The following is a 26,955-nucleotide window of genomic DNA, read 5'->3' as shown; positions in this document are numbered from 1 at the left end:
GGAACGTCCGGCCCTCGCCGCGGTACGTCGGCACGGTCGCTGTGGCCTTGAGTTCTCCAGGTCGGTCGCGTCCCCATGGAATTTCTTCCCCGCTGGACGGTCTCGTCGGCCAACTCGTACGACACCGACCATGACCGGGACGAACGAAGCTTCCGGCAAGGGCCGGGCCGGCGCAGGACGGTACTACCTGCTCTTGATTTGTACGCGCTTGATGTTCACCGGCAGCGTCGGAAAGCCGTCTCCCGGCCCGTTCTGGTCGTCCTCGCCGCCCCCCGCGATCTTCTGGAGCACGTCGAGGCCCGCGGTGACTTTGCCGAACGGCGTGTAGGCGGGCGAGAGTTTGGTGTCCTTCCAGACGAAGAAGAACTGGCTTCCATTGGTGTTGGGCCCAGCGTTGGCCATCGCCACCGTCCCCGCAGGATAGGTCGCCCCGGTCAAGTTCTCGTCGGGGAAGGAGTAACCGGGCCCGCCACTCCCGGTGCCGGTCGGGTCGCCGCACTGGAGCACGTAGATGCGCGCGGTGGTGAGCCGGTGGCAGTGCGAGCGGTCGAAGTAGTGGCGCTGGGCGAGGAACTTGAAGGAGTACGTGGTGCAGGGAGCCTTGTCGGTCAGTGCCCGGAAGGTGATCGCGCCCTGGCCGGTGCGCAGCGTCGCGCTGTACGGCTTGGCGGCTTTCACCGGGTCGAAGACCGGTATCCCCTTGAAGTTGTCTGCGGGAACGGCCGGCGTGTAGGTGCAGGCGGCAGGGGGCGGGGTGTCGGCCGCGGCCTGCGTCGCGATGCCGAGCAGGAGCAGGGCGGAGGCGGTGAGCAGGGCGCTTGGCTTACGGAGCACGAGACGGTTCCCTTCGGGTCAGCACCGCATGGGTATGTCATGGCCGCCTCATCCTGCCCGCTCCGTCGTCCGGGTGAAACCCCGCGCCACGACCGTCAAGCTGGGCCGGCGGGCACCACGGCAACTGGGCGGCAGGACACGGACAGCACGACGGGCAGCCCTCTGACCGGCCCGCCGGCTGCGGCCGTGGCGGTGCCCCTGGCACGCCCCGGGTGGCCACTTCCAGGACTCCGGGCCTTCCCGGCGGCTGTAGACACAGGCGTGCCGGGAACCACTCGGCGTCGTCCCGGCCGAGTCTCCAGAGCCGCGTAGGCGATCAGCGCAAGCATGACGACCAGAGCATGCCGTATGCCGCGCGGATCGCGAGGGTCGGGCGCCTCGGCCAGACGCTCCAGCAGGCCCGGGTCCTGCCCGGGTACGGCCCCGGGATGCTCGCGGAGTTGGTCGAAGGCAAGCGGGACCGGCGACGGCGCGTCGGCAGGCACGGTTCATTCGCCCGCGGTGTCCTCGGCCTCCCAGCGAAGCAGGTCGCCTGGCTGGCACTCGAGCACCTCGCAGAGCGCGGCGAGCGTCGCAAAGCGCACCGCCTTGGCGCGGCCGTTCTTGAGTACCGCCAGGTTGGCGGGCGTGATCCCTACGCGGTCCGCAAGTTCGCCCACGGACATCTTCCGCCTGGCCAGCATCACGTCGATGTCGACGGCGATCGGCATCAGATCACCTCGTCCAACTCGGCCTGCATCTGCGCCGCTTCGGCGTCGCGGGCGACGGCCTGGGCGAGCAGCATGCGCAGCACGAGCACGATGAGCGCGACTCCCAGGATCGCCACGCCAATCCCGCCCATGATGAGGGTGACGCCCGGGTCGTCCCGCTGGCCGGGCGCATTCAGGGCCGTGACCGCGAACCACACGAGAGCAGCCGCAACGATCGCTCCGATGATGACGTCCACGTACCGGAAGGCGGCGTGGGAGAACACGGTTCCGCGCCGCACCATCGTTACCAGTCGCCATACACAGACCAGGGCGACCTGGGCCGTCCCGATGCCCAGGATCGTGATCACGCGCAGCGGGGTCAGCGGGAGTGACCCGCTCTCCGGGTCACTCCCGCTGACCAACGCCCACACCATCAATGCCTGGACGAACACGGTGCCGGCGAGCACCACCACGAGCACGGCGCGCAGCGCGTGCACTGTCAGCCTTCCCATTGACCCACCCTTCCATCGAACCACGATGGAAATCTATCGAATCTCGATAGGTGAAGCAAGGGTCGGGTCGGAGGGCGGGCGCACCGTGGCAGGACGCCGCCCCCTCCCGCAGCATGGTGCGATGCGAAGTTTTTCGATCTTGCCGAAGTCGACCGCGCGTCTTCCCGGATCAGGGATGGCCGGTGTCAGTGACCGCGGCTAACGTGCGCGCATGTTCTCATCACTGCCCGATGGGCTTCCGCCGGGCCGTTGCCTCCCCGAAGTCGTCCAAGGCGACGCCTCACCACCGCGCATGTGGCTGTCCGAGGAACCAGTTTCGGACCCCGTGGGGTCGTGGACGCACTGCCAGAGTGCACGGCAGGAAACCGGACTGTGGCCACTGCTCGTCTCCACCCCATACGGACCTGGACGGCCCACCGCCCTCGCGGCCATCGACGCACTGGACCTTCACGACGTGCTGGAGCGGGACTGGCACTCCTATCGAGCCTTCCAGCTGAGGCAGCTTGCGATGCCGCAAGAACCGCAGGACCTGCCAGAGGGCGTCGAACCCTGGGACGAGGATCCCGGGGCGCCGTTCGACCGGTGGCCCGGCCTGGCGGCCGGCATCCCTTCCCCGGCCGGAGCCGACCCTGATGCCGCCGCCCGCACCGCCATCGCCCGGCTCATGGCCGGCCCTTACCCGCTGCCCAAGCCTCATCTGGCCCTGGTTCCGGCCACCCGCTCCGCCGACATTCCCGCGGTCATGGGCTGGCAGGCGGAAGCCCCTTTGCCCCTGCTGTGCGCCCTGCTCCGCAGTTGGGAGGACCGCTTCGGTGCACGGGTCGTCGCCTTTGACGGCGCAATGATTCACGTCTCCGTCGCCCGCCCGCCCCGGGACGCCGATCATGCCACCCATCTCGCTCTCGAACATGTGCTGACGGGCGCCGACAACATCAACGACGGCACCGTCCCGTATCCCGACTACGCCGCCTCACTCGTCAACTCTCCCGTCTGGTCCTTTTGGTGGGACTGACAACGGCCGACACGGCAAGCTGAGCTGCCGGTGTGTGATCAGGCAGCAGGCGAGTTTCAGGAAGGCTTCATGGATGTCGGTTCGGCGTTCCCAACGGACGCGGAGGCGCCGGAAGCCGTGGAGCCAGGCGAAGCTCCGCTCGATCACCCAGCGACAAGTGCCAAGCCCCGTGCCGTGTCGGGTGCCGCGGCGGGCGATGGCCGGCACGATGCCACGGGCCCGGACTTGGTCGCGGTACAGGCCGTGATCGTAGCCACGGTCGGCGAAGAGCGATTCGGGCTTGCGCCCGGGGACGGCCCACCCGGCCGCGGATGGGTGGGATCGCGACAAGCAGCGGCAGCAGCTGGGTGACGTCGTTCCTACGGTATGGCGACACGCAACCGTCCCCCGCGAACGCCAGGAAGTGGTGCCGTCTCATTGGCGGGTGCCAGGTCAGCACCGAAGCAGCGCCGGAACTCAACACTTCACGGTCGCCGGTCAGGGCAGCGTCCAGAACCGGACCGTGACGAGGTAGAAGACGACAACCCAGAAGGCCATCGCCACCACGACGACACCGAGGCCACAAAGGTTGGCCCTTGCCGGTTCGTCCGGCGGTGGCCGCAGCCATCGCCCGAGCAGCGGGTTCACGTAGTAGGGCATGGTCAGGAAGCTCATGAGGAAACTCGACAGCAGGTTGCCCACGAGCAGGCCGATCCAGAGCGGCATGTGCAGCGGGGACAGAGCGAGCGTCAGCAGTACTACCGTCGGGTACAGGCCGACCCAGACGGCGAGGGAGGTCCTGGTCTCGGAGGGCGGCGGCGGTGCCTGCTTGCCGTTGCCCTCGAAGGCGAACCAGCTGCCGAACGAGTTGTCGATCATACGCAGTTTGAAGTCGCTGAACTTCTCGCCCTCGGCCAGGATCTCCTGCCGTTGGGGCGACGTCAGCCAGGCGTCGAGGTGCTCGGCGCTGTCGTAGCGGTACAGCGTGGTCCATTCCTCCTGGAGTCCCTCGATGGGGCGGAAGAGCTCGGTCCCGCGAAATCCCTCGAACTTGCTCTCCTCCTGGACCATGCGGTGCTGCCAGGCGAGGAAGTCGTCGACTTGGTTCGGGGAGACGCGATGAGTGACCACCACGGTGACCAGCGGATCCAGTGACTGGGTGCCGCTGCTGACCACCTGCTGGGTCGCCGGGCCGTCGAAGTACTTGGCGCCGACGTCGAGATACGTCTGCCTGGTCGCGCTGTTGATCCACGCCTGCAGATGCGCCACGGAGTCGAACCGGTACACGACGACCCAGTCGGGTTGCCGCGGTGTCGGCGGGGAGATCTCGGCGCCCAGGAATCCGGGGTAGTAGGAGGCCGCGGTGTTGAGGTCCCGCTGCCACGACTCGAATTCCCGTTCCATCCCGGGCAGGACCTTCTGGCCGATGATCGCCGTCGCCGCGGCGGCTACATTCCTTTCGGTGTTCATGGTGGCTCAACCTGTCGACACCGACTGCTGCGCAGGGAGCCGGCTGTAAATGCGTTCCGGGGTCAGCGGCAGCGCACGGTAGCGGACGCCCGTGGCGTCATGCACCGCGTTCGCGAGCGCGGGAGCGACCGGGTTGATACAGCACTCCGCCATCCCCTTCGCCCGCATGGGCCCCACCGAATCCGCCGAGTCCACCAGGAGGACTTCGGTACGGGGGATGTCGGCGTAGGTGGGGATGCGGTAGTTCCGGAAGTTCGGGTTGACCATGACGCCGCTCTCGTCGAGGTGATGGTTCTCGGTCAGTGCGAAGCCGATTCCCTGGGCGACACCGCCCTCCACCTGTCCCCGGACCTGCGCCGGGTTGATGATCACCCCGGCGTCCGCCGCCTGCACGCTGTACAGGATCCGTATCTCACCCGTCACGCGGTGCACGGCGACCCTGAACCCCTGCGTGTTGGAGGTGACGCTCCGGGGCGAGCCGTATGCCTTGCGTGCGGCGGTGAAGCGGATTCCCCGGGTCCGGGCCAGCGCGACAAGTTCGGCCAGCGACACCCGCCGGTCCCCGCAGACGACACCGTCGTCGTCCATCGTGCACATCACGACATGGACGCCCGTGTGGGCCGCGGCGAATTCGAGGATGCGGTCGCGCACGGCATTGGCCGCCCGCAGGACCGCGTTGCCCGCCACGAAGAGACCTGCGCTCGCGAAGGCACCGGTGTCGAATCCCGTGCGGTCGGTGTCGGACTGCACCAGACGGATCCGCGAGGGTGTCGTGCCCAGCTGGTTGGCTGCGATCTGGACATGGGCCGTGGAGGTTCCCTCCCCGAACTCCGGTGTCCCGACGGCCAGTTCGTAGATGAGGTCGTCGCCCAGCGTGACCCAGGCCTCGGACAGGTGTTCCGTCGGGGGTGCGGTCTCGTGCAGGGAACTCGCGACGCCGGCTCCGACGAGCCACTCGGGACCCGGGGGCGGCTGGTCGGCGGTACGAGCCAGGGCGTCGCCCACCAGGTCGATGCACTTGGCGAGCCCGTCCTCGGTGAAGATCACGTCGTCGGGGCCTTCGTGCATGGCGAGCAGGGGCTCACCCGGTCGCACGATGTTGCGTCGGCGCAGTTCCAGCGGGTCGATGTGAAGAGCGCGGGCCAGTTCGTCCATCGCCGACTCCACGGCGAACGCCGGCTGCGTCATCCCGTAACCCCGCAGCGCCCCGCTCGGCACGGTGTTCGTGTAGACGGAGTACGCGTCGTACTTCTTGTTGGGGCAGCGGTAGATCATGACGGCGGCTCCGCCCGCGTACACCGTTTCGCCGCCGTGGTTGCCGTAGGCGCCCGTGTTCGACACGTTGCGTACCTGGAAGGCGGTGAGCGTTCCGTCGGCCTTCGCGCCGAGCTTGACCGTCAGGGTCATCGGATGCCGGGGCGAGGCCGTGGTGAACTCCTCCTCACGGGTGTATTCGAGACAGGTGGGCCGGCCGGTGTCCAGGGTGGCGAGGGCAACCAGATCCTCCGCGATCACTTCCTGCTTGCCGCCGAATCCGCCGCCGACGCGCTTGCAGAACACCCTCACCTGGTCCGGGCGCAGCGCGAACAGGTACTCCAGTTTGACCTTCGCGATCGACGGTGACTGCGAACTGGTACGGACGTTCAGCCGGCCGCCCTCCATCCAGGCGATCGAACCGTGAGTCTCCAGATGCGCGTGCTGCACCCGCGGTGAGAAGTACGTGCCTTCGTGGATCACGTCTGCCGCGGCGAATCCCGTGTCGACGTCGCCGAGGTGCGAGTGGAGTTCGAGCAGGATGTTGTGGACGGGGTCGCGGACGAAGGGATCATGGGAGCCGTGCAGTTGGGGTGCGCCGTCGGCCATCGCCGCCTCAGGGTCGAATACCGCCGGCAGCACCTCGTACTCGACCGCGAGACGCCGGCAGCCCTCCTCGGCCGCCCCGACCGTGTCGGCCAGGACCGCGGCCACGCGCTGGCCGGCGAAGCGGACCGTGTCGTCGAGGATGTAGGTGTCGTCCGGGTCGACCAGGTGGTCGGTGTGGATCGCCGTGGTGAAGCGTCTGCGGGGTACGTCATCCCAGGTGTAGACCCGGTGCACGCCGGGCACCGCGAGGGCGGCGCTCTTGTCGATCGAGAGGATCCGGGCGTGCGCGTGGGGTGAGTGCAGCACCTTGAGGTGCAGCATGCCGTCGATCTGCGTGTCCATGGTGAACTCGGCGTGCCCCGTCACCACGTCGTGGCCCGCCGGCGCGCCGACGCTCTTCCCGACGGCTTTGCCCGGTGCTGCCGTCTCCACCGCACTGACACCCTTCACGGCGTCCTCGATCGCCCGGTATCCGGTACAGCGGCAGAGGTTGCCCTTCAGCGCCCGTGGCAGATCCGCCTTCTGGTCCTCGGTGAAGGTCGCCGACGTCATGATCATCCCTGCGGTGCAGAAACCGCACTGGAACCCCGGCGCTTCCTCGAACTGCCGCTGCACGGGATGCAGGGCGCCGGGCCGTCCAAGGCCTTCGATCGTGGTCACCTCACGGCCGTCCGCACGGAACGCGGGGGTGATGCAGCTGTGTACCGGTACGCCGTCGAGCCACACCGTGCAGGCGCCGCAGTCGCCCGCGTCGCAGCCTTTCTTGACACCGAAGTGGCCGAGTTCGCGCAGGAAGGTGCGCAGGCACTGGCCGGGGGCCGGCTCCCGGCCGAATTCCTTGCCGTTCACGATGTAGCTCATGCCAAGTCCCCAGCCGTGAGTTCGCGGCGGATCTCTTCGGCGAAGTGCCGTGTGAGATGCCGACGGTGGTCAGGGGTCCCATTGGGATCGGCGAACCAGACGTCGGCAGGCACGGCGTCGATGCTCTGCTGCAGGGTTCGGGCATCGGGCAGGGAGTCGAAGGCGATGCGTACCGGCCGTGTGGTGCCGGCGGTGACGGTGAGCAGCAGGTCATCCGCTCCCAGCCGTTGCGTGCCGACGAGGAACACCGTCGACCGGCCGAGCCGGGTCAGCGTGAAACGACGGTGCGCGGTGCGTTTGCGCAGCGCGTGCGCCGGAATGGTGATGCGCCGAAGGATCTCTCCGGGGGAGAGGACGTTGCGGTGGTCGCCCGTGACGAAATCAAGGGCGTCCACGAAGCGCACGGAGCCATCGGCCGCCCACAGTTCGTACTGCGCCTCCAGCGCGACCGTCAACGTGATCATCGGACCGGCAGGCAAGGACATGCAGATGTTTCCGCCGACGGTCGCCGCGTTCCAGACCTTGAACGAGGACAGGAACGCCTCACAGCTCTTCTGGAAGAGAATTCCGGCGGTCCAGTCTCCCGGCCAGGGGAAGACGTACAAGTCGCGAATGGTGCATGTGGCGCTGATCTCCAGGCCCTCGTCCGTCGGAACAAGAGGCTCCCAACCCAACGCCGTCAGGTCGATCAGCCGTCGCAGGTCCGGCTGCTCCGTGGAATAGAGCCATGTTCCGCCTGCGAGCCAGGCATCGCCCTCGTGCCAGTCCATGCCTGGCCGCTCGGACGGTCGCCGGATTACTTCGGTGATGGTGTTGAGGTCCATGAGAACCGACCTACGGGAGAACGGACCTACGAGAAGGCAACCGTCCCTGGCACTGTTGGAGTAGATCTCCCGCTGACCGAGCTGGTGTCGGCCGCCATGCCACACCGTTGGGGGCGGCTGAGCCGCGACGGCCGGCGGGCACTGAAACTCTTGCTACAGCTTATCCCAGCGGATGAGGGCCCGGCCGAGGACAGCTGACAGTAGCCGGTGCACCCCGGACAGCCACCCCCGCAGTTCATCGGGCGACAGCAGGTCGAGAACCAGATCGACTGCATTCACCTGCGATCGAGCCACGGCCGACTTGGCCGCAGACAGTGCCACTCGTTCCACACGCCGTACGGCTCGGAGTCCCTTCAATGGAGCCTGGGCCGGACAGGCCCCGGACAGACGGTTTACCTCCAGCTCATCGAAGAGTCCCCACGCCTGCGGTGGGGCCGCAACCGCGAAGCGTACGAACAGGGGCTCCACGCCGTCGGTCTCCGACAGTTGGCGATGCGGGCTCCACAGCAGCGACGTCTTCGCGCACCCCGGCTCCCCGGCAACCAGCTGGGCGCTCACTGATGACCAGCCCGGCGAGTTGACCCGGCTGCCGCGCGGCCGGGTGAGCTGCACATGGTCCGGCGTCGTAAGAGCGCGGTTCCAGTCGATCGTGTCCCCCTGCCGTGATGTAGGGATCAGCCCTCGGTGGTACCGGGGAGGGCCTCGCCGCCAGCCGGCACCGCACATGACCTTGCGGATGCCCTTGACCAGCCGGATTGGCTGTCGGAGACAACCAACCGCACCCCGCAAAGCCCCGCTGGCGCAAGCTGCGCAAGAACGCGGTCCAGGACGCCCACCCCGGTACAGATCCGCGAGACCTCATTCTTGGAGATGCCGGTGTCCGCACCCAGGGGCACGTATGCCCCCATCACCACCGCATACAAGGCTCGGTCGATCCGGCGGCGGCGCTCCAGCAGCGAGGGGAAGAAGGGTGGCCGCGCGGCATCCCCAGAGGCAGCAGATGGTCCCGGGCCGGGCGCAGGGCCAGGGCACCCGTGCCCGACGGCGGCCCGTCAGGTCAGGCTCGACGGGACGATCCCGTAACGGCGCATCTTGCGGTACATGGTGGCCCGGGAGATCCCGAGGTCCTGCGCGGTGCGCTGGACGTTGGAGTTGCGGTCCATCAATCCACGCAGAATGGCGTCGCGTTCCAGCGCCTCGATGGTGGTCAGGACCTTGTTCGACGACACCCGGCATTCCGGCGGCAGGTGCTCCACCTGGATCACCCGGCCGGAAGGGCGCCGTGCCAGGCCGCGGATCACCGACTCCAGCTGCCGGACGTTCTCCGGCCAGGGGCATCGCTGAAGCAGGGACAGCGCGTCAGGGGAGAAGGTGCTCTCGCCGCTCGGCCGGTACCTGCGCAGGAACAGCCGCGCCAGGTGTTCGATGTCCCTGTAGCGATGACGCAGGGGCGGCACTTCCACCGTGGGACCGCAGAACTGGTCCGGCTGGTCGTCGGTGCTGACCATCGAGGGCTGGCTGGTCATCACCAATTGCCCCGCAGTGGTGCCGTCCAGGTGCGTCAACAGGCTCCTCAGCCGCTGCCGCAGCTGGTCGCCCAGCGTGTGGACGTCGCGCAGGACGAGCACGTTGGACGGTACGGCAAGCAGCTCGCCGATGTCGTGCAGCCAGCGCTCGGTGACGGCCGGTGCATCCGACAGCGGCGGCTGAGCCATCTCCAGCCGGCGTCCGGCGCCATGGGCCCGGTGCAGGGCTTCCACCAGCGTTCTCTTGCCGACGCCGGCTTCGCCGAGGAGATGAAGCCATGTTCCGGCGACGAACGCCGCTTCGCTGTCGGCGACCGCGCGCAACCACTGCGGGGAACAGCCCACCAGTCCCAGGACCGGCCGGGCGGGGGTGGCGGAAACCGCGGGGCCGGGCCGGGAGCGCCCGATCAGCCGGACTCGGAGGACGGCGCCCGCGTCGCTGTCCTCGCGCCGACAGCGACTGACCCTGAGTTCGGCGACCCGCCCGGAGGGCAGGGCGATGCTGGGCGTCCCCTCCATCCGGGGGTCGTCGGCGATCTCACGTGCGTGGTCGAGCAGCGCATAGTGGTCAGGCCCGGTCACCGCCGCCCTGAGCTGCTCGTTCATCATGACGACATCGCGGTTGAGGGCCAGCACGGGCCCCGGGCGCACCGAGGAGCACGCCGCCATGTAGTCCTGGAAAAGAGCCCGCTCACGCCGCGAGGTGATCGCCGCGATCTCGGCCTCGATCTGGGCCGCGACCGAGCGGGCGAAGGCCATCAGCATGCCGTCGGAGCCCTGACGGATGGTGGTGAGGTTGAAGGCTCCCAGCAGGGTGCGCCGGGTGGGGTGCAGGATCGGTACGGCCGCGCAGTGGAAGTTCCGCAGCTCTTCGACGTAGTGCTGCCTTCCGGCGATCATGACCGGCCGGCCGCTGGCCAGCGCGGTCCCGATGCCGTTGGTGCCCACGTAGCGCTCGGCGAACACATGGCCCGGGGCCAGACGCACGCGGTTGAGGTGCGTCGTCAGACCCTCGTGGGACACCTTCCGGGACAGCACCACACCGTTCCGGTCTGTGATCATCGTGGACACCGGGTCGTCGGCGAGCTGCTCGTGCAGCCTGTCCAGGATCGGCAGCGCCGCCCTGGCCAGGGGACTGTCCAGATTGGGGTTGTCCAGGTAAGGCGCGTCAAGGCTGCCCGACTTCACGTTGTACTCGAGCGAGCGTTGCCAGGAGGCGACCACGAGCGGCCGGGCGCTCGGGTCCTTGGTGACTTCCAGATAGAGCTCTCTGGCTGCTCTCAGTGAGCTCCCGGGCTGGTGTCGGGGCATTTAACACTCCCGTGCGGCGCGCGTCACATTCCTCGGTGCAGTGATTGGACCAGCCCGGCCGCGCCGGCGCCTACGACGTGTATCACATTGAGACATCCGCGGACGGATTCTGAGACATCCACCTGCGAACGGCGGCCTGTGTAATCGGCGCACCACTCACCCGCCGACTCGCAGGGAGCCGCCATGAAAGCCGTGCAGGTCATCGAGTACGACGAGCCGCCCGTGCTCGTGGACGTGCCGGACCCGCAGATCACCGGTCCGCTGGATGTGATCGTGAAGATCGGGGGCGCCGGGGTCTGCCGGACCGATCTGCACATCCTCGAAGGACAGTGGAAGGAGAAGAGCGGGGTCGCCCTTCCGTACACGATCGGGCACGAGAACGCCGGCTGGGTCGCGGAGGTCGGGCAGGCCGTCACCCACGTCAAGGTCGGTGATCCGGTCATCCTGCACCCGCTGGTGACCTGCGGTCTGTGCCGCGCCTGCCGGGCCGGCGACGACGTGCACTGCATGAACTCGGCCTTCCCCGGGATCGACACCGACGGGGGCTACGCCGAGTACCTGAAGACCACCGCCCGCTCGGTGGTGCCCCTCGCCCCCTCCCTGGAGCCTGCCTCGGTGGCGGCCCTGGCCGACGCCGGGCTCACGGCGTACCACGCAGTCGCCAAGGCGACCCGGGTGCTGCGGCCCGGTGACAGGGCCGTGGTCATCGGCGCCGGCGGACTCGGACACATCGGCATTCAGGTGCTGCGGGCCCTCTCACCGGTCGAGATGATCGTCATCGACCGCAGCCCCGAGGCCCTCGCGCTGGCCAAGGAACTCGGCGCCGACCACACGCTCGTCGCGGACGGCAGCGAGGCCGACCGCGTGCGGGACCTCACCGCGGGGCACGGCGCGGAGGCCGTCCTCGACTTCGTCGGTGAGGGCGGCGCCGTCGAGACGGGCGTGGCCTGCCTGCGCCGCAACGGCAACTACTACGTCATCGGCTACGGCGGCCACCTCCACGTGCCCACGATCGACGTCATCTCCACGGAGATCAACTTCATCGGCAACCTCGTGGGGTCCTACAACGACCTCTCCGAGCTGATGGTCCTGGCGGCACGCGGCAAGGTCACCCTGCACACCCAGCGGTACCCCCTCGCCTGCTTCCGGCAGGCCCTCGACGACCTGGACGCCGGCGCCGTGCGCGGCCGAGCGATTCTCGTTCCCTGACACCGCAGGAGAAGCCCATGCGCAGCAGACCGTTCACGGGCCTGGTCGCCGTCGCGGCCGTCGCGGCCCTGACCGCCACCGCATGCACCGCCCAGAACCAGGCACAGGAAAAGCCCAAGGAAAAGGCCGCGCTCTTCCAGCCCGGCTCGGAGATCAGCTACCGGAAGCACGGCAAGAACTACCCGGCGACGAAGGTCAAGGACGTCCCCGGACCCTGCAGCTATGAGTCGATCAGCCGCAAGGACTACTCCGGACAGACACTGAAGATCATCAGCCACGCCGTTCCCGTCATCGGCGAGCCGACCCAGCTGCACGCCAAGCAGTTCGAGGACATCACCGGCGGGAAGGTCGAGGTGGTCAACGTCCCCTTCGGCGAACTGCACCAGAAGATCCTCACGCCCCTGCAGGCGGGCCAGCCGGCGTACGACGTCATGTTCTACCCGTCCCTGTGGATCGGCGACATGGCCCCGTACCTGGCCCCGGTGCCGAAGAGGTACCTGGACACCCCCGGCATGAAGGACGTCACCAAGGCCTACATGGACGTGGCGACCTGGAACGGGAAGGTCGTGCAGTACCCGGTGGACGGTGACCGGCACTACCTCAAGGTCCGCACCGATGTGCTGAAGGACCCCAAGTGGCAGGCGGAGTACAGGAAGGCCACGGGCAAGGACCTGGAAATCCCCAGGACGTGGGCCGAATACCAGCAGATGGCCACGTTCTTCAGCGGCAAGGACGTCGACGGTGACGGCAAGCCCAACTACGGCAGTGCCGAGGTGACCAAGCGCGACGACCTGACCTTCTCCGCGTTCATCAGCCGTGCGGCGCCGTACGTGAAGAACCCGGACGTCAAGGGCGGAGTGTTCTTCGACGTCAAGACCATGAAGCCGCTGATCAACACGCCGGGCTTCGTCCGCGCCCTCGACGACATGGTGAAGGCCAAGTCGGCCTGGGCACCCGGCGGTGCCAACTTCGGCCTGGGGGACGAGATCTTCTCCTTCGGAGGCGGCCAGACGCTGATGTCCTACTCGTGGGACGACGCGTTCATCCAGGCCCAGCAGCCGGACAGCAGGATCCGCAACAAGGTTCAGGCCGCACCGCTGCCGGGCTCCACGGAGGTCTACAACCGGAACACGAAGTCGTGGGAGAAGAAGGCGAATCAGGCGCCCTACTTCACGTGGGGATGGACCTCGGCGGTGGCCAAGGCCTCGCGCCACCAGCAGATGGCCTTCGACTACCTGTGCTTCTTCAGCAACGAGGCCAACGCCGCACTCGACCTGACCATCGGCCGATTCGGTGTCAACCCCTACCGCAACGCCCACTTCGACCCGGCGTTCTGGGAGAAGCAGGGTTGGAACAAGGACGTCGCCGAGTCGTACGTGCGCACGCTCTCCGGCATGGAGAAGAGCACCAACCGCGTGTTCGACCTGCGCGTTCCCGGTGTCAACCAGTACATGTCCGCGCTGGCCAACGGTGTCGCCGCGGCTCTGGCGGGACAGAGCTCCCCGCAGCAGGCACTGGACGACGTGGCAAAGGAATGGTCCAAGATCACGGACCAGATCGGCAAGGACAAGGTCCAGAGCGCCTATCGCAACGTGGTCGCGCTTGAGGACAACTCCTGATCCGACGCGAGGACGCCCCGGGTGGCCGGACCGGACCGGCCGGCCACCCAGCGGCGCCCGCCCTCTTCCGCAAGGAGAACCATGGACGGCCTGCGCCGGCACAAGAGCATGTTCCTGCTGCCGGGACTGCTCACGCTCTTTCTGATCATCATCTTCCCGCTTCTGTTCACCATCCGCGTCAGCTTCTCCGGCTGGAACGTCAGCAACCCTCGGATGGACTTCATCGGTGGGGCCAACTACACCGCGATGCTGCACGACAGCCGGTTCTGGGCCTCCATCACCCGGCTGGTCCTGCTGGCGGGCGGCACGGTCCTGATCCAGTACGTCATCGGGTTCGGCATGGCCCTGCTGGTCTGGCGCAACGTGCGCGGCCGCAGATTCTGGCGGGTGCTCTTCCTCGTCCCCATGATGACCACGCCCGTGGTCATGGCCGCCATCTGGCAGACGATCTTCCATGAGTCGCTGGGGCCGCTGAACGATCTGCTGGGGATGCTGGGCCTGACGAAGATTCCCTGGCTCACCGAGTCCGGTCCGGCGCTGGTCGCGCTGATGACCGTCGAGGTCTGGCAGTGGACGCCCTTCATGTTCCTGCTGCTGCTGGCAGGCCTGCTCAGCCTTCCCAAGGAACCGTTCATGGCCGCCGCGATCGACGGCGCCGGCACCTGGCGCACCTTCTGGAAGGTGACCTTCCCGCTGATGGCACCGGTCTCGGTCGCGGCGATCATCATCCGGCTGATCGAGGCGTCGAAGATCTCCGACAGCGTCTACGTACTGACGTCCGGCGGGCCGGGGTCCTCCACGGAGACGCCGGGCTACTACCTGTACATCCAGGGGCTCCGCGATCAGCAGACCGGGTACAGCGGGGCGATGTCCCTGACCTATCTCGTCCTGATGATCGTCAGCCTCACGGTCGTCGCCGCTCTGCTCACCAGGGCCTTCAAGCTGAAGGGGGACTCATGAGGTCGCGCCTTTATCCCGTATTCAAATACACCGTGATCACCCTGTGGGCCTCCTTCGTCGCGGGACCGTTCCTCTGGGCGATGACGACCAGTTTCAAGGACGCCAACGCCGTCCAGGGCGGTCCCACCTACGTCCCCTGGGTGCAGTACAAGCCCACCCTCACCGGCTGGCGCAACATCTTCGGCGGAGCCGGCGGCATCGATGTGATCGATCCCTTCGTCAACAGCGCGATCATCACCATCGCCGCGTCCGCCATCAGCCTGGCCCTGGGGTCCCTGGCCGCCTATGCGCTGTCCCGGTACCGGTTCAGGCTGGGCTTCATCAAGAACAGCGACATCGTCTTCTTCTTCGTCTCCCAACGCATCATGCCGCCCGTCGTCCTGGTGATCCCCTTCTTCTCCCTCCTGCAGTGGGGCGGCCTCCTGGACAGCATCCCGGGCCTGGTCATCGTGACGGTCGCGCTGCTGCTGCCGATCGCGGTCTGGGTGATGGTGGACTTCTTCGACGGCATCCCCCGGGAGATCGACGAGATGGCCATGCTGGACGGCTGTCCCCCCTTCCAGACCTTCGTACGGGCGATCCTGCCGAACTCCCTGCCCGGGCTGACCGTGGCGGCGATGTTCTGCGCCGTGTTCGGCTGGAACGACTTCTTCTTCGCCTTCCGGCTGACCTTCACCGAGGTCCAGACGCTGCCTCAGGCGGTCGTCGCCCTCAACTCCTCCATACCACCGTGGTGGACGCTGTCCGCCGCCGCGCTCTTCGGCGTGGCACCGCTGATCCTGCTCGCCCTCTGGGTGGAGCGCTATCTGTCCAAGGGGAACCTGTCGGGAGCGGTCCGATGAACCTCAGCGCCACTGATCTGTGCCTGACCGTCGACGGCGTCGACCACCTCAGGAACGTGACCGCCACCTTCCAGCCGGGACGGCTCCACACCGTCATCGGCCGGACGATGGCCGGGAAGACGACGCTGCTGCGGGCCCTGGCCGGCCTGCAGAAAGTGGACTCCGGCTCGCTGACCCGGGCGGGAACCGACTTCCTGAAGACGCCGGTGTGGCGGCGCGACACCGCCATGGTCTACCAGCAGTTCATCAACTACCCGCATCTCGACGTGTTCCACAACGTGGCCTTTCCGCTGAAGCGGGCCGGGCTGTCACGGGAGGAGATCCAGCGACGGGTCCGGCAGAGCCTGGCGAGCGTGGGGCTCGCGGACTTCGAGAGGCGCAAGCCCTCCCAGCTCTCCGGCGGCCAGCAGCAGCGCGTCGCGATGGCTCGCGCCCTGGCCCGCGGTACCGGCATCCTCCTGCTCGACGAGCCACTGGCGAACCTGGACTACAAGTTGCGCGAACAACTGCGCGACGAGTTCAAGGCTCTCTTCTCGGACCGGGGCGACACGATCGTCATCTACACGACCACCGAACCCGCCGAGGCGATGATGCTCGGGGACGTGGTCCTGGTCATGCACGAGGGGCGGATCCTGCAGACCGGCACCCCGCAGGAGGTCTTCGAACGCCCGGCGACGACCACGGTGGCGTCCATCATCAACGACCCGCCCATGAACATCTTCCCGGGCCGGCTCAAGGGCGGCCGGGTCACGGTGGCCGGCTTCCAGGCCACGCACGTCTCCGCGCACCTGGCCGACCTGCCCGACGGCGCCTACCAATTCGGCCTGCGCGCCACCGATGTCAGCCTGGCCTCCAGCGGGGTCGAGGGCCAAGTCACCTTCGTGGAGATCTCCGGCTCCGAGACCTTCGTGCACGTGGTCGTCGGCGAGACGCCCTTCGTCGTACAGATCGAGGGCATCCACGACGTCGCCCTCGGCGACCTGGTCACGCTCCGGCTCCGTCCCGACCGGCTGTTCGCCTTCGACGAGCAGGGGACGCTCGTGCGGACACCTTCGAACGATCTCGCTTCAGTGGCTTCAGTGGAAGGGCGTTGACATGGCACAGTTGGACATCGTCGACGTCGGACACGCGTACGCGCCGGGCGTCGAGGAGGAGCGGTGGGCTCTCAAACCGCTGAATCTCACCTTCGACTCCGGCAGGACCTATGCGCTGGTCGGCCCCTCGGGCTGCGGCAAGACGACGCTGCTGAACATCCTGTCCGGCCTGATCAGACCCTCGCGGGGACAGGTGCTGTTCGACGGCGTCGACGTCACCGCCCTGCCCACCAAGGCCCGCAACATCGCCCAGGTCTTCCAGTTCCCCGTCATCTACAAGTCGATGACGGTCTACGACAACCTCGCCTTCCCGCTGCAGTGCCGGCGCTGGGACAAGGCGCGGATCGACGCCAAGGTCCGGCAGGTCGCCGAGGCCCTGGACCTGCACGACCGGCTCAGGCAGCCCGCCCGCGGGCTCACCGCCGACGACAAGCAGCTGATCTCACTCGGCCGCGGCCTGGTCCGGGACGACGTGGCGGCCGTACTGATGGACGAGCCGCTCACTGTCATCGACCCGCAGCTGAAGTTCTCGCTGCGGCGCAGGATCCGTGAGATCACCGAGCAGTTCCGGCCCACGGTGATCTACGTGACGCACGACCAGTACGAGGCGATGAGCTTCGCGCAGGAAGTGCTGGTCATGAAGGACGGCCGCGCCGTACAGCAGGGCACCCCCGAGCAGCTCTTCGAGGCGCCCTCCTCCACCTACGTCGGCTACTTCATCGGCTCACCGCCGATGAACTTCCTGACCGTGGACCGCAGCGACGGGCGCTTCGCGCTGGGCGGCCGCACGCTGTCCGTTGCCTGGGACCTCGCCCGGAGCACGACCGGGATCCAGGTCGGCGTCCGGCCCGAATACGTCAAGGTCGTCCCGGAGCCCGGCCCCAACACCTTCCCCGGCCGGCTGCGGGGCGTCAGCGACCACGGCGCGCAGCGCGTGCTGGAGGTCGAGGTCGCCGGGCAGCTCGTCAGGACCAAGACGCCACGTGAGGAGGGAGTTCCGGTCGGCGAGGAGGTGCTCGTGCATCTGCCGCGCACCAAGGTCCTTCCGTACGTGGACGGCCAGTTGGTACTCCGTCCGTAACGACCGTCGCATGCCCCCGCCCCCGGCCCGCCCCGCCACGGCGGGCCACCCATCAGACGGCACGCCGCGGCGCTCGGGGGGCGCCGCGGCCGTACGGCGGAATGCCGCGACGCGTCCGCTGTCGTGGGGTCGGCGAGCCGACGACGGCCCATCGAGTCGTACGATCCGCTGTACGCAACGCCTGTTCGATGCAGGACGCACAGACATCAGCGAAGGAATCCCATGATCTTCATCACCGCCAAGTTCCGGGTCCGTCCCGAGCACGCCGACCGCTGGCCCGAGATCGCCGCCGACTTCACCCGGGCCACGCGCGCCGAGCCCGGCTGCCTGTGGTTCGACTGGTCGCGCAGCGTGGACGACCCGACGGAGTACGTCCTGGTCGAGGCCTTCCGTGACGACGAGGCCGGGGTCGCGCATGTGCAGTCCGCGCACTTCAAGTCTGCGCAGCAGACGCTGCCGCCCCATCTGGTCGAGACGCCGCGCATCGTCAACGCGACCGTTCCGCAGGACGACTGGTCCCTCCTCGGGGAGATGGCGGTCCCGGGACAGGACTAGCGCCGCGCCCTGTCCGGACGCGTCCTCACCGGGCGTCAGCGAGCAGTGCGCTCACGGTACGATCGCTGCGGCTCCCCGCTCCGTCGGCTGCGGGTGCGGGTGCGGGGGAACGGCAGGGCGAGTGCGGTCATTCCCAGCGCAAGGCCGAGCAGATTGCCGGCGATGTCCTGGGCGTCGGCAGCGCGCAGCAGCCACGGCACGGCGTACTGCACGGCCTCGATACCGAACGGCAGCGTGGCGGCGGCCACAGCCGTCAGCACGGCACGTGTCCTCGGCCGGATCTGGGCGATGGCCACCCCCAGCGGGACGAACAGCGCGACATTCAGGCTCTGCTGGTTGACCGTGGCCAGTTCGGCAGGCCGGGGAACGTGCCAGCTCGTCTGCCAGACCGGATCGGCGTAGCGAAGGTTGTCCATGTAGTGGGCGTCGAGGTTCGGAAGCAGGGTGAGCGTGACGATGCCGCCGAGTGAGAGCACCAGGAGAAAGGCGGTGAACGGGACAACGCCGAGCCATCGGCCGAGCCGGTGGCGGCACAGCAGTGCGGCCAGGACGGAGAGCAGCGTCCCGGGCCAGAACAGCGGGGTGGCATGCAGAACTGCTTCGATCACGGAGGGTCCTTCAGGTCGGCAGCGGTGGAGCCGGTGCGGGTCGGCGGCACGGCTCAGGGGGCGGCGGGGCCTTCGACGGGACGGCCTGCGCGGTCGAACGGCCAGGCGTTGGGCGTGCAGCCGTGCAGTCCCTTGATCTGCTGCATCATCACGGGAGCCGGGTGCCCCGGGCCGGGACAGCGCTGGTGGCCGCGGCCGAGGCGATGGCCGACTTCGTGGTTGACGATCAGCGCGTGATAGGTGGCGGACCGGCCCCGGTAGAAGGGGCTCAGCAGCAGCCATCGCTTGACGTTGACCACGACATCGGTACCGCCCTGGCAGTTGACCTCGCCGCCGGTGTCCAGGCCGAAGAGGGCGCAGAGCCGGTCCGTCGTGGCGGGAGAGGCCAGGTGCACCGCGAAGTCGTACGGCGGCCGGTCGACGCGTTGGAAGGCGGTGCCGCTCGCGCTCCAGCCACGCGGGTCCGCCAGGACGCGGTCGACCTCCCTGGCGAACGCCTGCGGATCCTGGCCGGTGCCGTCCTCGACGTCCACGGTGTAACGCAGCGGCTTGCCGTCGCCGGACACGGCCGAGCTGCCGGTGGCACGGGTGAACGTCCCCCTGCCGTCTCGCGGGACCTCCCCGGCCGGGGCGACGGTGCTGCCGGGCGACGCGGCGGCCTGCCCTCGGCCGTCGTCATTCCCGGCCACGACGTACAGGCAGGCGAGGAGCGCCCCCAGCACGCCGACGGGCAGAACGGCGGTACGCCACGGATGTTCCTTGGTTGAACGGCGGTGCCTCATACGGCCATTGCACCGACCTCGGTGTGAACCGGGCGTGAGCGTCGGCTCTCACGGCCGCCTCGTCCCGGCGCTGCCTTCTCTGGCCGGCAGCGTCACGCACACGGTCAGCCCTCCCCCGGGGCGCGGCGCTGCGGCCGCATCACCGCCATGGGCCTGGGCCACGGCCCGTACGATGGACAGGCCCAGGCCGCTGCCGCGCGCCGATCCGATCCGGTCGGTGAGGCGGCGGAAGGGCTCGAAGAGCACGGGGATCTCATGCGCGGAGATCACCGCCCCGGTGTTGGTCACCTCGACCTGCACTCCCCGCGCGCCGTGCCGCGTGGTGACCTCCAGCTGGCCGCCGCGCCGGTTGTGGCGCACCGCGTTCTCCACCAGGTTGCGGATGAGTTGCTCCAGCAGGATCGGGTCGCCGACGGTGGGCGCGGGAGCGAGCCGCTGTGCCATGCGCACCTCCTCCTGTGCCGCCTCCGGTCCGGCCGCCTCGATGACGGCCGCGCAGATGTCCGCCAGGTCCAGCGGAACGCGGTCGGTCAGCGCATCCTCGGCACGGGCGAGAGTGAGCAGGGCATCGATGAGGCGCTCGTGACGGGCGTTGACGGCGAGGAGATGGGCACCCAGCTGCCGGGTTTCGGGCGGCACGTCGCGCTGGTTCATCGCGACCTCGACCAGGGTCCGGTTGATGACCAGCGGAGTCTTCAGCTCGTGAGCCGCGTTGGCGATGAAGCGTTCCTGGCCCGCGAAGGCACTGTCGAGCCGGTCGAGCATCTGGTCGAAGGCGTCGGCCAGCCGCTTCACCTCGCCCGGAGGAAGGTCGAGGGCGATGCGCCGGTGGAGGGTCCGCCCGGCGATGCGCTCGGCGGTGGACGTGATCCGGTGCAGGGGGCGCAGCAACCGTCCGGACACGAGCCAGCCGGCCGTCGTGGCGAGCACACCCACCACCAGGACGGTCAGACCGCCCTTGGTCAGCAGGTTCCTGCGCAGCGGACCTCCCCCAGGCGGTCGTGGCCACCGTGGCGAGCGCGTTCGCCAACTCGGGTCAGACCTGCACCGCATGACACCCGCCTCCTGGTGCACACCAGCCAGTACGACGAAGCCGTCGACCTGGCGGCCGAGGCCGCCGACGACTGCGTCGTGGGCGATCCGCTGTCCGAGCAGACCACGATGGGACCGCTGATCTCCCACGAGCCGCGGCAGCGCGTACGAAGCTGCATCGCCGAGGGCATGGCCGACGGAGCCCGCCTGGTGACCGGCGGCCCGGAAGCTCCCACCGGACTCGACACGGGCCACTACGTGCAGCCGACCGTCTTCGCCGACGTCCGGCCGGACATGTCCATCGCCCGCCAGGAGATCTTCGGCCCCGTGCTCTGCATCCTTCCCTACACCGACGAGGAGGACGCCATACGCATCGCCAACGACTCCATCTACGGGCTCTCCGGAGCCGTCTGGTCCGCCGACCCCGAAAGAGCCGCGGCAATCGCCCGCCGGGTCCACGCCGGCCAGATCCAGATCAACGGCACGCAGATCGACCTGCTCGCTCCGTTCGGCGGCTGCAAGCAGTCCGGCAACGGCCGCGAACTCGGCCGCTACGGACTGGAGGAGTTTCTGCAGACCAAGGCCGTCCACGCCTGAACGTGGCTCCGACGGCGCATCGGGCACGCAGCTCCGGGGAGTCGCGGAGCTGCGTGCCACGGCCGGGCAGAGCAGCCGGTGAACGCGATCGTCGCGGCGCAGCAGTCGATCGCATGTCGTGGTGGACAGGATGCTCCTGCGGCCCGACGACGGCGGCTGCCCCCGCGTGGCGGCGAAAAGCTCAGCCCAGCAGCTCAGCGCTGCCGACCGGTTCACGCCGTTCTTGTCCGTTGATGCGGTGCCGTTCGATGGACGAGCGCCGGTACACCTCCTGCCGCACCCGCTGGATCTCGCCGATGGGCCGGTGTTCCTCGCGTGATCGCCACGGCGTGATCGACGTGGCGTCGGCGGCCGCCAGGTTGTCGCGCCCGCCGATGTCCTGGCGCGGGAGATCCACCCGGGCGACCGTCACCCAGGGGGACAGGTCCTCGGGCCACTTGACGGACGTGTTGTCCACCGGCATCCGGGCCAGATCGGTGTTGAGCTGGACCTGGAGCTCGAAGGAGTGGTCTCGCTCCGCGGCCTCGGCCACCAGGGTGCGGCGGAATGCCTCGTTGTCCGCGCGCACATCCACGATCGGGTGCGTGAGGGAGGCCAGGGACGCGGCCGTCGGCACGGTACGGATTTTGGCGATGTGGTCGCCGTACCGGAAGGCGCCCATGCTGTTGTAGGTGTACGACAGCAGGTTCCTGCGCGGAACGGCAGTGAACGACAGCATGGCGAGCAGTTCGTCCCACAGCCAGCTGTCGGGATCGGTGAGCGTCTGTCGGCGGGTCAGGAAATCCGCCAGCCAGGTCTTGCGGCGGGCCGGGTCCACCAGGGCCTCGGGCAGTTCGGCGAACAAATCCTCGATCACCATGTAGTCGTAGGCGGTGTTCGCGAAGAAGACCTCGTTGTTGATCAGGTTGAGGTCGAAGGTGCCGCTGTCTCGTTCGTCGTCCAGCAGTGAGGGGCCGGCAACCCCGAACAGCTTGATGCCCATTCCGCACGCCGCGCCCAGCTGGTGGTCGGGGCGGTCGTGGCCCAAGCCGTTCGAGTAGCGGACGACGGCGTCGTACGCGGTCGGCCGGGCGAAGATTCCCTGCCCGTAGAAGCCAGGGTTGTCACCGACCGTGACCGTGGCCTTGAGGAGGCCGTAGGTCTTTGCGTGAGCGGCGCGAACAGCTCGGCCGACGGTTTCGCGCTCGACCGAGGCGCGAGTACGACGTGCCACCTGGGCGACAACTGCCTCCATCTCCTCCTCGTAGGACGGACGTTCGGTGGGACGGTATTCCTCGTAGCGGACGGGCTTCATGATGCCGCCTCCCTGTCGTGGTGCAGTATCCACAGACGCTAGTACGCAATTTGATTGTGCACAACGTAACTGTGGGCTATCACACGTGCCCGCGGCAGCCCACCCGCTCCGTGAAGGTGACCGGGCCCGGTAGGCCGAGACATGCAACTGGACCACCGGCCGGGCTTTGACTGAGGCGTGGGTTACATACCGGCGCCAGATGAAGACAAGGCCGCGCGGCCTACGTATTGCCCTCCCAGAGAGAAGAAGCAGGGAGACCCGCCACCGGGGCGCCCTTGGCCCGTCAGGAACAAGACAAGCTGAGGAGGACCGGGTGCGCAGCGACGACGCCAACCCTGAGCGGACTCCCGCCTCGGGCCCTGACATCGCGCAGGAGATCAGGGACTCCTTCCAAGCCGTGCTGGAGGCTTTGGATGCCGCACGCGCCGACCTCCTGGGCGACGAGCAGCCGAAACGCGTCGAGAGCCCGCCTCGGCCCGAGAGCCGGCACGGTCACCCGGCCGAGGATGCCCGCTTTCCCCAGCCGACCCCGTCCCCGTCCTCGGCTCCGGCTTCCGCCACATCCGGCCGGGCGCTTCCGGTCAGACGTGTGCCGTCGGTCACGCAACCAGAACGTCCCGAGCCCCACCGGTCAACCGCCGCCGAATCGCTGCGGACTGGCGGGCCGCACCAGGCCGACACCCCGCATGCTGCCGTGCCGGAGCCACCGGCGTTGCCCCGAGGGCTGCAGGCCGTCCCGCCCCCGTCGCTGGAAAAGCCGCCGTCGACCGGCGGACCGGGCCCGGAGGCTGTCTCACCAACCATGGATTTCGCCAGTCCGGCTCCTTGGCCGGAAAGCGGACGGACCGGGAGTCCCCGGCCGGGCAGGACCCATGGCAGACGGCGGCGACTCACGAGCCGCAGGGACCTGCGAGTCTCCGGAGTCCTGGCGCTGGGCGCGGCGAGCGGATTGATCCTCGCCGCTTGGCTGCTGACCGACCGCAACGCCGAGCCTGCCACCTCCTCTTCGCTCCCCGGGCACACGCAAGCCCCCCTGAGTCCCGCACCGAAGGGACCCCCTCCCGCGGCTCCAGGGCAGACCGACCGCCCGCAACCCGGCACACCGGACCCGCCGCTCCCCGAAATACCGGGCACGGGCGTCCTGCGCCAAGGCGACAGCGGCCATGGGGTCTACGAGTTGCAGGTACGTCTCCGACAGATACCGGACATCTACGACGGCGGCGCGATCGACGGCCGCTACGACGCGGAGGTCGGAGCGGCCGTGGCTCTCTTTCAGAAGCGGTACGGAGTCCGCGGCGATGAGAGCGGGGTCTACGGCGACAACACACGCTTCGCCCTCATGCTGCGAACCAAATGACCAGGGGCAGAAGGCCGGGGGTCCGCCTGCACCTTTCTACGGTGGCGCACATGGCCTCCGCAGCAACCGCTCCCCCACCCCCGCAAGGCCGACCCCGACTCCGCGACCGCCTTCACCAAGAACTGTTCAGCTGCTGCGCTGTCACTCCGCTGAAGTATCCTTCCCGCCACCGCACACCGCTTGGGAAGACCAAGAGAATTGACTGACCTGTCTGCTTTCCCGCTGCCCTTTCACGCTTCCCGTTCCATATCGTTCGCGACACCCCGAACGCTGCGGGAACTTCAGATGATGCAGTGCAGCTCACACATCCGGGCGAAGCCGGGGTGGTTCGACAAGATGAACGATGCCGACATCGTCGCCAGGTGGACACAAGAAGCGGTCGCTCAGGGTCTCACCGAAGCGCAGGTTCGTTACGTGCTCGCGGAACTCGTGCATTACGCCGCGCTGCGGGACGGACGGACCGGCATCGAGGTGTCCGCCGTCGACGGGGTGTGGCAGTCGGACACGCTGGTCGACGAAAAGCTCAGATCCCGGCTGCGCGAGGCGGTTCGGGTTCTGGAACAGGTCCCCGAAGCAGAACAGGACTGGCATCCCGGATCCGACGGCCAGGTACTGGATCTGGTTCATCCCTCACTCTTCTGCCTCGTGAGAGAGGTGAGCGGCGCGCCCGAGCGGGCTTGGCAGAACCCGACGGACCGTTACTCGAAGTACGAATTCTCGGAGAAGTTCCAGTGGCTGCCCACGGACGTCGACGTCAGCGAGGACGGCGATGTCACCTTCCGTTCGTACGTCAACAACGTCCACCCCGAGACGCACCGCGAACTTGCCTCTGTCCTGCCGGACTTGTTCGCACGCTTTCGCCCACTGTTGGAGCACGTGCTCACCGATCTGCGTCATCCGCGGCCCCTTCGGATCGAGGCCGATCCTTACGGGTGGTACGACTCGGAGCCGGAGTACCCGGACAAATCCTCCTACAGTGATGATGAGGCCTACACAGAAGCCCTCCGCGCATGGGAAGAGGCCCAGGACGACTGGTGGGAAAACCGCCGCCCGGTCATCCCGGACGCCCCGGCCTTCACCCCGCCCGAGTTGCCCGATGAATCCGCCCGAGTCGACCTGCGCGGCCGCCGTCTCCAGGTCATCGTCAAACTCGCCACCATTCATCTCACCCCGGACAAGCCCGAGTACCCCGGCGGTTCCTGGCATGTCGAGGGGATGTTGAACGAGCGGATCGTCTCGACCGGCATCTACTACTGGGACAGCGAGAACATCACCGAAAGCCGCCTGTGTTTCCGGGCGGCACTCGACGACCCGCACTACGAGCAGAACGACGACAACGGTGTGCGCGAGGTCTACGGCCTGGAGGACGAAGACGCACTGAACCAGGTACTGGGATCGACGTCGACGCCAGCGGGCCGCTGCCTGGCGTTCCCGAACATCCTGCAACACCGCGTCGGATCATTCCGCCTCATGGACCCCACCCGCCCGGGACATCGCAAAATTCTCGCGTTCTTTCTGGTCGACCCGTCGGAAAGGATCGTCTCGACATCCGACGTGCCGCCGCAACAACCATGGTCCGACACGTCGACCATGACGCTGGAACAGGCCAAGAACTACCGCGAACAACTCATGCAGGAACGCAAGTTCTTCGTCGACGAACACAACGAGCAGCTCTACGAACGAGAATTCTCCCTCTGCGAGCACTGAAACTTCTCCTGTCCTGAGTACGTGCAGGTCAGGAGAGCGGGGACAGCCTGGACGAGGGGCCGCTGCGGCGGGTGGAGCATCTGACCCGCCGGAGCACTCCTGGTAATGCTCGGGCTGTACGCGGTGGTGGTGGGAGGGACGAGCGCGATCACGGAGGGCCAGCGGTCGTAGCTGACCCGCATCGGACCGGACGGGCTGTCGGCCATACGGTGCTGGGAGAGCTTGATGGTAATCACGCACGGCAACGCCCGTCGTCGTCAGCTGCGGGGTGGCCCCGGATGCCAGGCCTGATATGGCACGGCTCCTGGCGCGGATTGCTGGTGCGGCATCGCCATGACCGGGCGGTGGGTGCGCAGGAGCGCCTCGAACCCGGCGTGCAACTCGCGGGCACTGTCGGGCCGGGCGGTGTAGGCGACGACGGATCCGTCGACGCGCTGGATCGTCACCACGGCACCGCTCCCCGGATTCTCCTGGCCCAGCCACACTCCGCCGAGGGCGGTGGCAGGCACCCACCCCGGCTCGGACTCCGGGCCGCCCGCGCGCCATCGGCGCAGCACCTTCCGCCGATAACCCGGGATCATCAGACCCGGGAGCGTCACCACGACGATGAAGAAGGCCACGATGTTCCCCACCACCCCGGCCGCCCACCGCAGCAGCGCCAGGAGCGTCGCGTAGCAGGCCGAGACGATGAACACCCACAGGCAACCAACGGCGACGACGTGCGGCGCACCAACCTTGTTCAGCAGGCTGTAGAGACCCACTGAAGCGAGCAGCACCAAGACCGTGAGACATCCGGCCGTGTCACCGAGGAGCGCTTCAGCGACACGGCCTGCGAGCCGGTCACGTCTGACGACGAAACCGTGGTCATGGAATTGGACACGTACACGTCCCCCGGGAGCGGCCCTGACGCCGGCAATCTCACGCACGCCGCTCACCCTAGACGAACGTCCGCAGCTCAGACGCCATCCTCCTGGGCATCACACGGCATCCCGGCCGACGAGGCGTTGGGACACACCGGCTGATGCTCGTAGCACGCGGTACGGCTACCCCACGCCGAGCCGGCCGTGCCGTCGGCGACGCCACCGGCGTCACCGAGATCCTCGCCGTAGTGGTCGTCCACCGGAGCCCGTGGAAGGACAGGGCGCTCGGCCTCGACCAGCCGCTCGGCACCTTCTGGCCCGAGGCCGCCGCCCATCCGCTCGGAGCCGTCGCCACCCGGCGTAGGACGTGTTCGCGGACTTTGCCGGCGTCTTCGCTGCCCGGCCGTCTCAGCCTCGCCGTCCTGTGTGATCTGCTGGTCCCGAACTGCTGAAGGAAGCCCGCGCTCGCCTCACCCA

Annotated in this window: 24 protein-coding genes and 2 pseudogenes; 12 read left to right on the top strand and 14 right to left on the bottom strand. The window is 68.1% G+C overall.

Annotated features, from left to right (window positions below):
* Positions 1 to 183: 183 nt before the first annotated feature.
* From ACZ41I_RS05855 to ACZ41I_RS05845, 3 genes are all read right to left on the bottom strand, one after another.
* Positions 184 to 834, bottom strand: coding sequence for a peptidylprolyl isomerase (locus ACZ41I_RS05855; RefSeq protein WP_363220180.1), 651 nt, complete (start codon positions 832 to 834; stop codon positions 184 to 186).
* Between the two features lie 488 nt (positions 835 to 1,322).
* Entirely contained in the window at positions 1,323 to 1,544 is a 222-nt protein-coding gene (locus tag ACZ41I_RS05850; RefSeq protein ID WP_133024831.1) for a helix-turn-helix domain-containing protein, read from the bottom strand.
* The gene (locus ACZ41I_RS05845; RefSeq protein WP_468513249.1) at positions 1,544 to 2,035 is read right to left on the bottom strand and encodes a DUF2975 domain-containing protein; all 492 of its coding nucleotides are present in this window, start codon (positions 2,033 to 2,035) and stop codon (positions 1,544 to 1,546) included. The genes ACZ41I_RS05850 and ACZ41I_RS05845 overlap by 1 nt, the downstream gene beginning before the upstream one ends.
* A 508-nt stretch (positions 2,036 to 2,543) precedes the next feature.
* On the opposite strand from ACZ41I_RS05845, the gene ACZ41I_RS05840 reads away from it, so the two are divergent.
* A complete protein-coding gene (locus ACZ41I_RS05840) occupies positions 2,544 to 3,047 on the top strand; it encodes a DUF4253 domain-containing protein (RefSeq protein WP_468513248.1) in 504 nt (167 codons plus the stop codon).
* Here ACZ41I_RS05840 and ACZ41I_RS05835 read toward each other — a convergent pair.
* The 6 genes and pseudogenes from ACZ41I_RS05835 to ACZ41I_RS05810 all read right to left on the bottom strand — a co-directional run.
* A pseudogene (locus ACZ41I_RS05835) lies at positions 3,006 to 3,411 on the bottom strand (transposase); the annotation flags it as partial. The gene ACZ41I_RS05840 and the pseudogene ACZ41I_RS05835 sit on opposite strands and share 42 nt — an antisense overlap.
* Before the next feature lie 113 nt (positions 3,412 to 3,524).
* The gene (locus ACZ41I_RS05830; RefSeq protein ID WP_468513247.1) at positions 3,525 to 4,496 is read right to left on the bottom strand and encodes an antibiotic biosynthesis monooxygenase; all 972 of its coding nucleotides are present in this window, start codon (positions 4,494 to 4,496) and stop codon (positions 3,525 to 3,527) included.
* 6 nt (positions 4,497 to 4,502) lie between these two features.
* Positions 4,503 to 7,220, bottom strand: coding sequence for a molybdopterin-dependent oxidoreductase (locus ACZ41I_RS05825; protein WP_468513246.1), 2,718 nt, complete (start codon positions 7,218 to 7,220; stop codon positions 4,503 to 4,505).
* The gene (locus ACZ41I_RS05820) at positions 7,217 to 8,044 is read right to left on the bottom strand and encodes an FAD binding domain-containing protein (protein ID WP_399762905.1); all 828 of its coding nucleotides are present in this window, start codon (positions 8,042 to 8,044) and stop codon (positions 7,217 to 7,219) included. Before ACZ41I_RS05820 ends, ACZ41I_RS05825 begins: the two co-directional genes overlap by 4 nt.
* Positions 8,045 to 8,886: 842 nt before the next feature.
* Positions 8,887 to 9,012, bottom strand: a pseudogene (locus tag ACZ41I_RS05815) (transposase); the annotation flags it as partial.
* 84 nt (positions 9,013 to 9,096) lie between these two features.
* Positions 9,097 to 10,881: a sigma-54-dependent Fis family transcriptional regulator gene (locus ACZ41I_RS05810; RefSeq protein WP_468513245.1), complete on the bottom strand. Its 1,785-nt coding sequence runs from the start codon at positions 10,879 to 10,881 to the stop codon at positions 9,097 to 9,099.
* Between the two features lie 183 nt (positions 10,882 to 11,064).
* On the opposite strand from ACZ41I_RS05810, the gene ACZ41I_RS05805 reads away from it, so the two are divergent.
* The 7 genes from ACZ41I_RS05805 (at position 11,065) to ACZ41I_RS05775 (ending at position 18,241) form a co-directional block, all read left to right on the top strand.
* Entirely contained in the window at positions 11,065 to 12,090 is a 1,026-nt protein-coding gene (locus ACZ41I_RS05805; RefSeq protein WP_468513244.1) for an NAD(P)-dependent alcohol dehydrogenase, read from the top strand.
* A 17-nt stretch (positions 12,091 to 12,107) separates the two neighbouring features.
* Positions 12,108 to 13,709 (top strand): extracellular solute-binding protein, encoded by a 1,602-nt coding sequence (locus ACZ41I_RS05800; RefSeq protein WP_468513243.1) that lies wholly within the window; start codon positions 12,108 to 12,110, stop codon positions 13,707 to 13,709.
* 81 nt (positions 13,710 to 13,790) lie between these two features.
* Complete coding sequence (locus ACZ41I_RS05795; RefSeq protein ID WP_399762913.1) at positions 13,791 to 14,669, top strand: carbohydrate ABC transporter permease; 879 nt, start codon at positions 13,791 to 13,793, stop codon at positions 14,667 to 14,669.
* 32 nt (positions 14,670 to 14,701) lie between these two features.
* The gene (locus tag ACZ41I_RS05790) at positions 14,702 to 15,511 is read left to right on the top strand and encodes a carbohydrate ABC transporter permease (RefSeq protein ID WP_399762915.1); all 810 of its coding nucleotides are present in this window, start codon (positions 14,702 to 14,704) and stop codon (positions 15,509 to 15,511) included.
* Positions 15,508 to 16,605: an ABC transporter ATP-binding protein gene (locus tag ACZ41I_RS05785; RefSeq protein WP_468513242.1), complete on the top strand. Its 1,098-nt coding sequence runs from the start codon at positions 15,508 to 15,510 to the stop codon at positions 16,603 to 16,605. The genes ACZ41I_RS05790 and ACZ41I_RS05785 overlap by 4 nt, the downstream gene beginning before the upstream one ends.
* A gap of 1 nt (position 16,606) precedes the next feature.
* Positions 16,607 to 17,686 carry an ABC transporter ATP-binding protein gene (locus ACZ41I_RS05780; RefSeq protein WP_468513241.1) on the top strand — a complete coding sequence of 360 codons (1,080 nt, stop codon included), beginning with the start codon at positions 16,607 to 16,609 and terminating at the stop codon, positions 17,684 to 17,686.
* A gap of 222 nt (positions 17,687 to 17,908) precedes the next feature.
* Positions 17,909 to 18,241, top strand: a complete 333-nt coding sequence (locus ACZ41I_RS05775) for a putative quinol monooxygenase (RefSeq protein WP_399762919.1) — start codon at positions 17,909 to 17,911, stop codon at positions 18,239 to 18,241.
* A 35-nt stretch (positions 18,242 to 18,276) separates the two neighbouring features.
* On the opposite strand, the gene ACZ41I_RS05770 is transcribed toward ACZ41I_RS05775, so the two are convergent.
* Genes ACZ41I_RS05770 through ACZ41I_RS05760 form a run of 3 tightly spaced genes read right to left on the bottom strand, consistent with a single transcriptional unit; the run spans position 18,277 to position 20,567 of the window.
* Entirely contained in the window at positions 18,277 to 18,849 is a 573-nt protein-coding gene (locus tag ACZ41I_RS05770; RefSeq protein ID WP_468513240.1) for a VanZ family protein, read from the bottom strand.
* 53 nt (positions 18,850 to 18,902) lie between these two features.
* The gene (locus ACZ41I_RS05765; protein ID WP_468513239.1) at positions 18,903 to 19,631 is read right to left on the bottom strand and encodes a DUF3152 domain-containing protein; all 729 of its coding nucleotides are present in this window, start codon (positions 19,629 to 19,631) and stop codon (positions 18,903 to 18,905) included.
* Positions 19,632 to 19,679: 48 nt separating this feature from the next.
* On the bottom strand, positions 19,680 to 20,567 hold the full coding sequence (locus ACZ41I_RS05760) for a HAMP domain-containing sensor histidine kinase (RefSeq protein ID WP_468513238.1): 888 nt from the start codon (positions 20,565 to 20,567) through the stop codon (positions 19,680 to 19,682).
* A gap of 132 nt (positions 20,568 to 20,699) precedes the next feature.
* Here ACZ41I_RS05760 and ACZ41I_RS05755 point away from each other — a divergent pair, with 132 nt between their 5' ends.
* The gene (locus ACZ41I_RS05755) at positions 20,700 to 21,260 is read left to right on the top strand and encodes an aldehyde dehydrogenase family protein (protein ID WP_468513237.1); all 561 of its coding nucleotides are present in this window, start codon (positions 20,700 to 20,702) and stop codon (positions 21,258 to 21,260) included.
* 181 nt (positions 21,261 to 21,441) lie between these two features.
* On the opposite strand, the gene ACZ41I_RS05750 is transcribed toward ACZ41I_RS05755, so the two are convergent.
* Entirely contained in the window at positions 21,442 to 22,554 is a 1,113-nt protein-coding gene (locus ACZ41I_RS05750; RefSeq protein ID WP_468513236.1) for a catalase family protein, read from the bottom strand.
* A gap of 199 nt (positions 22,555 to 22,753) precedes the next feature.
* Between ACZ41I_RS05750 and ACZ41I_RS05745 the strand changes: the two genes are divergently transcribed.
* Together ACZ41I_RS05745 and ACZ41I_RS05740 are read left to right on the top strand one after the other, a co-directional pair.
* Positions 22,754 to 23,911 (top strand): peptidoglycan-binding domain-containing protein, encoded by a 1,158-nt coding sequence (locus ACZ41I_RS05745; RefSeq protein WP_468513235.1) that lies wholly within the window; start codon positions 22,754 to 22,756, stop codon positions 23,909 to 23,911.
* A 198-nt stretch (positions 23,912 to 24,109) separates the two neighbouring features.
* A complete protein-coding gene (locus tag ACZ41I_RS05740; RefSeq protein WP_468317703.1) occupies positions 24,110 to 25,618 on the top strand; it encodes a DUF4246 domain-containing protein in 1,509 nt (502 codons plus the stop codon).
* 257 nt (positions 25,619 to 25,875) lie between these two features.
* On the opposite strand, the gene ACZ41I_RS05735 is transcribed toward ACZ41I_RS05740, so the two are convergent.
* Positions 25,876 to 26,379 carry a hypothetical protein gene (locus tag ACZ41I_RS05735; RefSeq protein WP_468513234.1) on the bottom strand — a complete coding sequence of 168 codons (504 nt, stop codon included), beginning with the start codon at positions 26,377 to 26,379 and terminating at the stop codon, positions 25,876 to 25,878.
* 260 nt (positions 26,380 to 26,639) lie between these two features.
* Between ACZ41I_RS05735 and ACZ41I_RS05730 the strand changes: the two genes are divergently transcribed.
* Positions 26,640 to 26,930: a hypothetical protein gene (locus ACZ41I_RS05730; protein ID WP_468513233.1), complete on the top strand. Its 291-nt coding sequence runs from the start codon at positions 26,640 to 26,642 to the stop codon at positions 26,928 to 26,930.
* Positions 26,931 to 26,955: the final 25 nt, after the last annotated feature.

This window comes from Streptomyces sp. NPDC030799 (assembly GCF_055572255.1).
This window is presented reverse-complemented; position numbering and strand designations above follow the sequence as displayed.

Bases quoted from the DNA above. Each gene is read 5' to 3' on its own strand.
- ACZ41I_RS05850 (WP_133024831.1), bottom strand. From the start codon at position 1,544: ATGCCGATCGCCGTCGACATCGACGTGATGCTGGCCAGGCGGAAGATG.
- ACZ41I_RS05845 (WP_468513249.1), bottom strand. From the start codon at position 2,035: ATGGGAAGGCTGACAGTGCACGCGCTGCGCGCCGTGCTCGTGGTGGTG.
- ACZ41I_RS05840 (WP_468513248.1), top strand. From the start codon at position 2,544: ATGCCGCAAGAACCGCAGGACCTGCCAGAGGGCGTCGAACCCTGGGAC.
- ACZ41I_RS05830 (WP_468513247.1), bottom strand. From the start codon at position 4,496: ATGAACACCGAAAGGAATGTAGCCGCCGCGGCGACGGCGATCATCGGC.
- ACZ41I_RS05825 (WP_468513246.1), bottom strand. From the start codon at position 7,220: ATGAGCTACATCGTGAACGGCAAGGAATTCGGCCGGGAGCCGGCCCCC.
- ACZ41I_RS05820 (WP_399762905.1), bottom strand. From the start codon at position 8,044: ATGGACCTCAACACCATCACCGAAGTAATCCGGCGACCGTCCGAGCGG.
- ACZ41I_RS05810 (WP_468513245.1), bottom strand. From the start codon at position 10,881: ATGCCCCGACACCAGCCCGGGAGCTCACTGAGAGCAGCCAGAGAGCTC.
- ACZ41I_RS05805 (WP_468513244.1), top strand. From the start codon at position 11,065: ATGAAAGCCGTGCAGGTCATCGAGTACGACGAGCCGCCCGTGCTCGTG.
- ACZ41I_RS05800 (WP_468513243.1), top strand. From the start codon at position 12,108: ATGCGCAGCAGACCGTTCACGGGCCTGGTCGCCGTCGCGGCCGTCGCG.
- ACZ41I_RS05795 (WP_399762913.1), top strand. From the start codon at position 13,791: ATGGACGGCCTGCGCCGGCACAAGAGCATGTTCCTGCTGCCGGGACTG.
- ACZ41I_RS05785 (WP_468513242.1), top strand. From the start codon at position 15,508: ATGAACCTCAGCGCCACTGATCTGTGCCTGACCGTCGACGGCGTCGAC.
- ACZ41I_RS05780 (WP_468513241.1), top strand. From the start codon at position 16,607: ATGGCACAGTTGGACATCGTCGACGTCGGACACGCGTACGCGCCGGGC.
- ACZ41I_RS05775 (WP_399762919.1), top strand. From the start codon at position 17,909: ATGATCTTCATCACCGCCAAGTTCCGGGTCCGTCCCGAGCACGCCGAC.
- ACZ41I_RS05765 (WP_468513239.1), bottom strand. From the start codon at position 19,631: ATGAGGCACCGCCGTTCAACCAAGGAACATCCGTGGCGTACCGCCGTT.
- ACZ41I_RS05750 (WP_468513236.1), bottom strand. From the start codon at position 22,554: ATGAAGCCCGTCCGCTACGAGGAATACCGTCCCACCGAACGTCCGTCC.
- ACZ41I_RS05745 (WP_468513235.1), top strand. From the start codon at position 22,754: ATGAAGACAAGGCCGCGCGGCCTACGTATTGCCCTCCCAGAGAGAAGA.
- ACZ41I_RS05730 (WP_468513233.1), top strand. From the start codon at position 26,640: ATGCTCGTAGCACGCGGTACGGCTACCCCACGCCGAGCCGGCCGTGCC.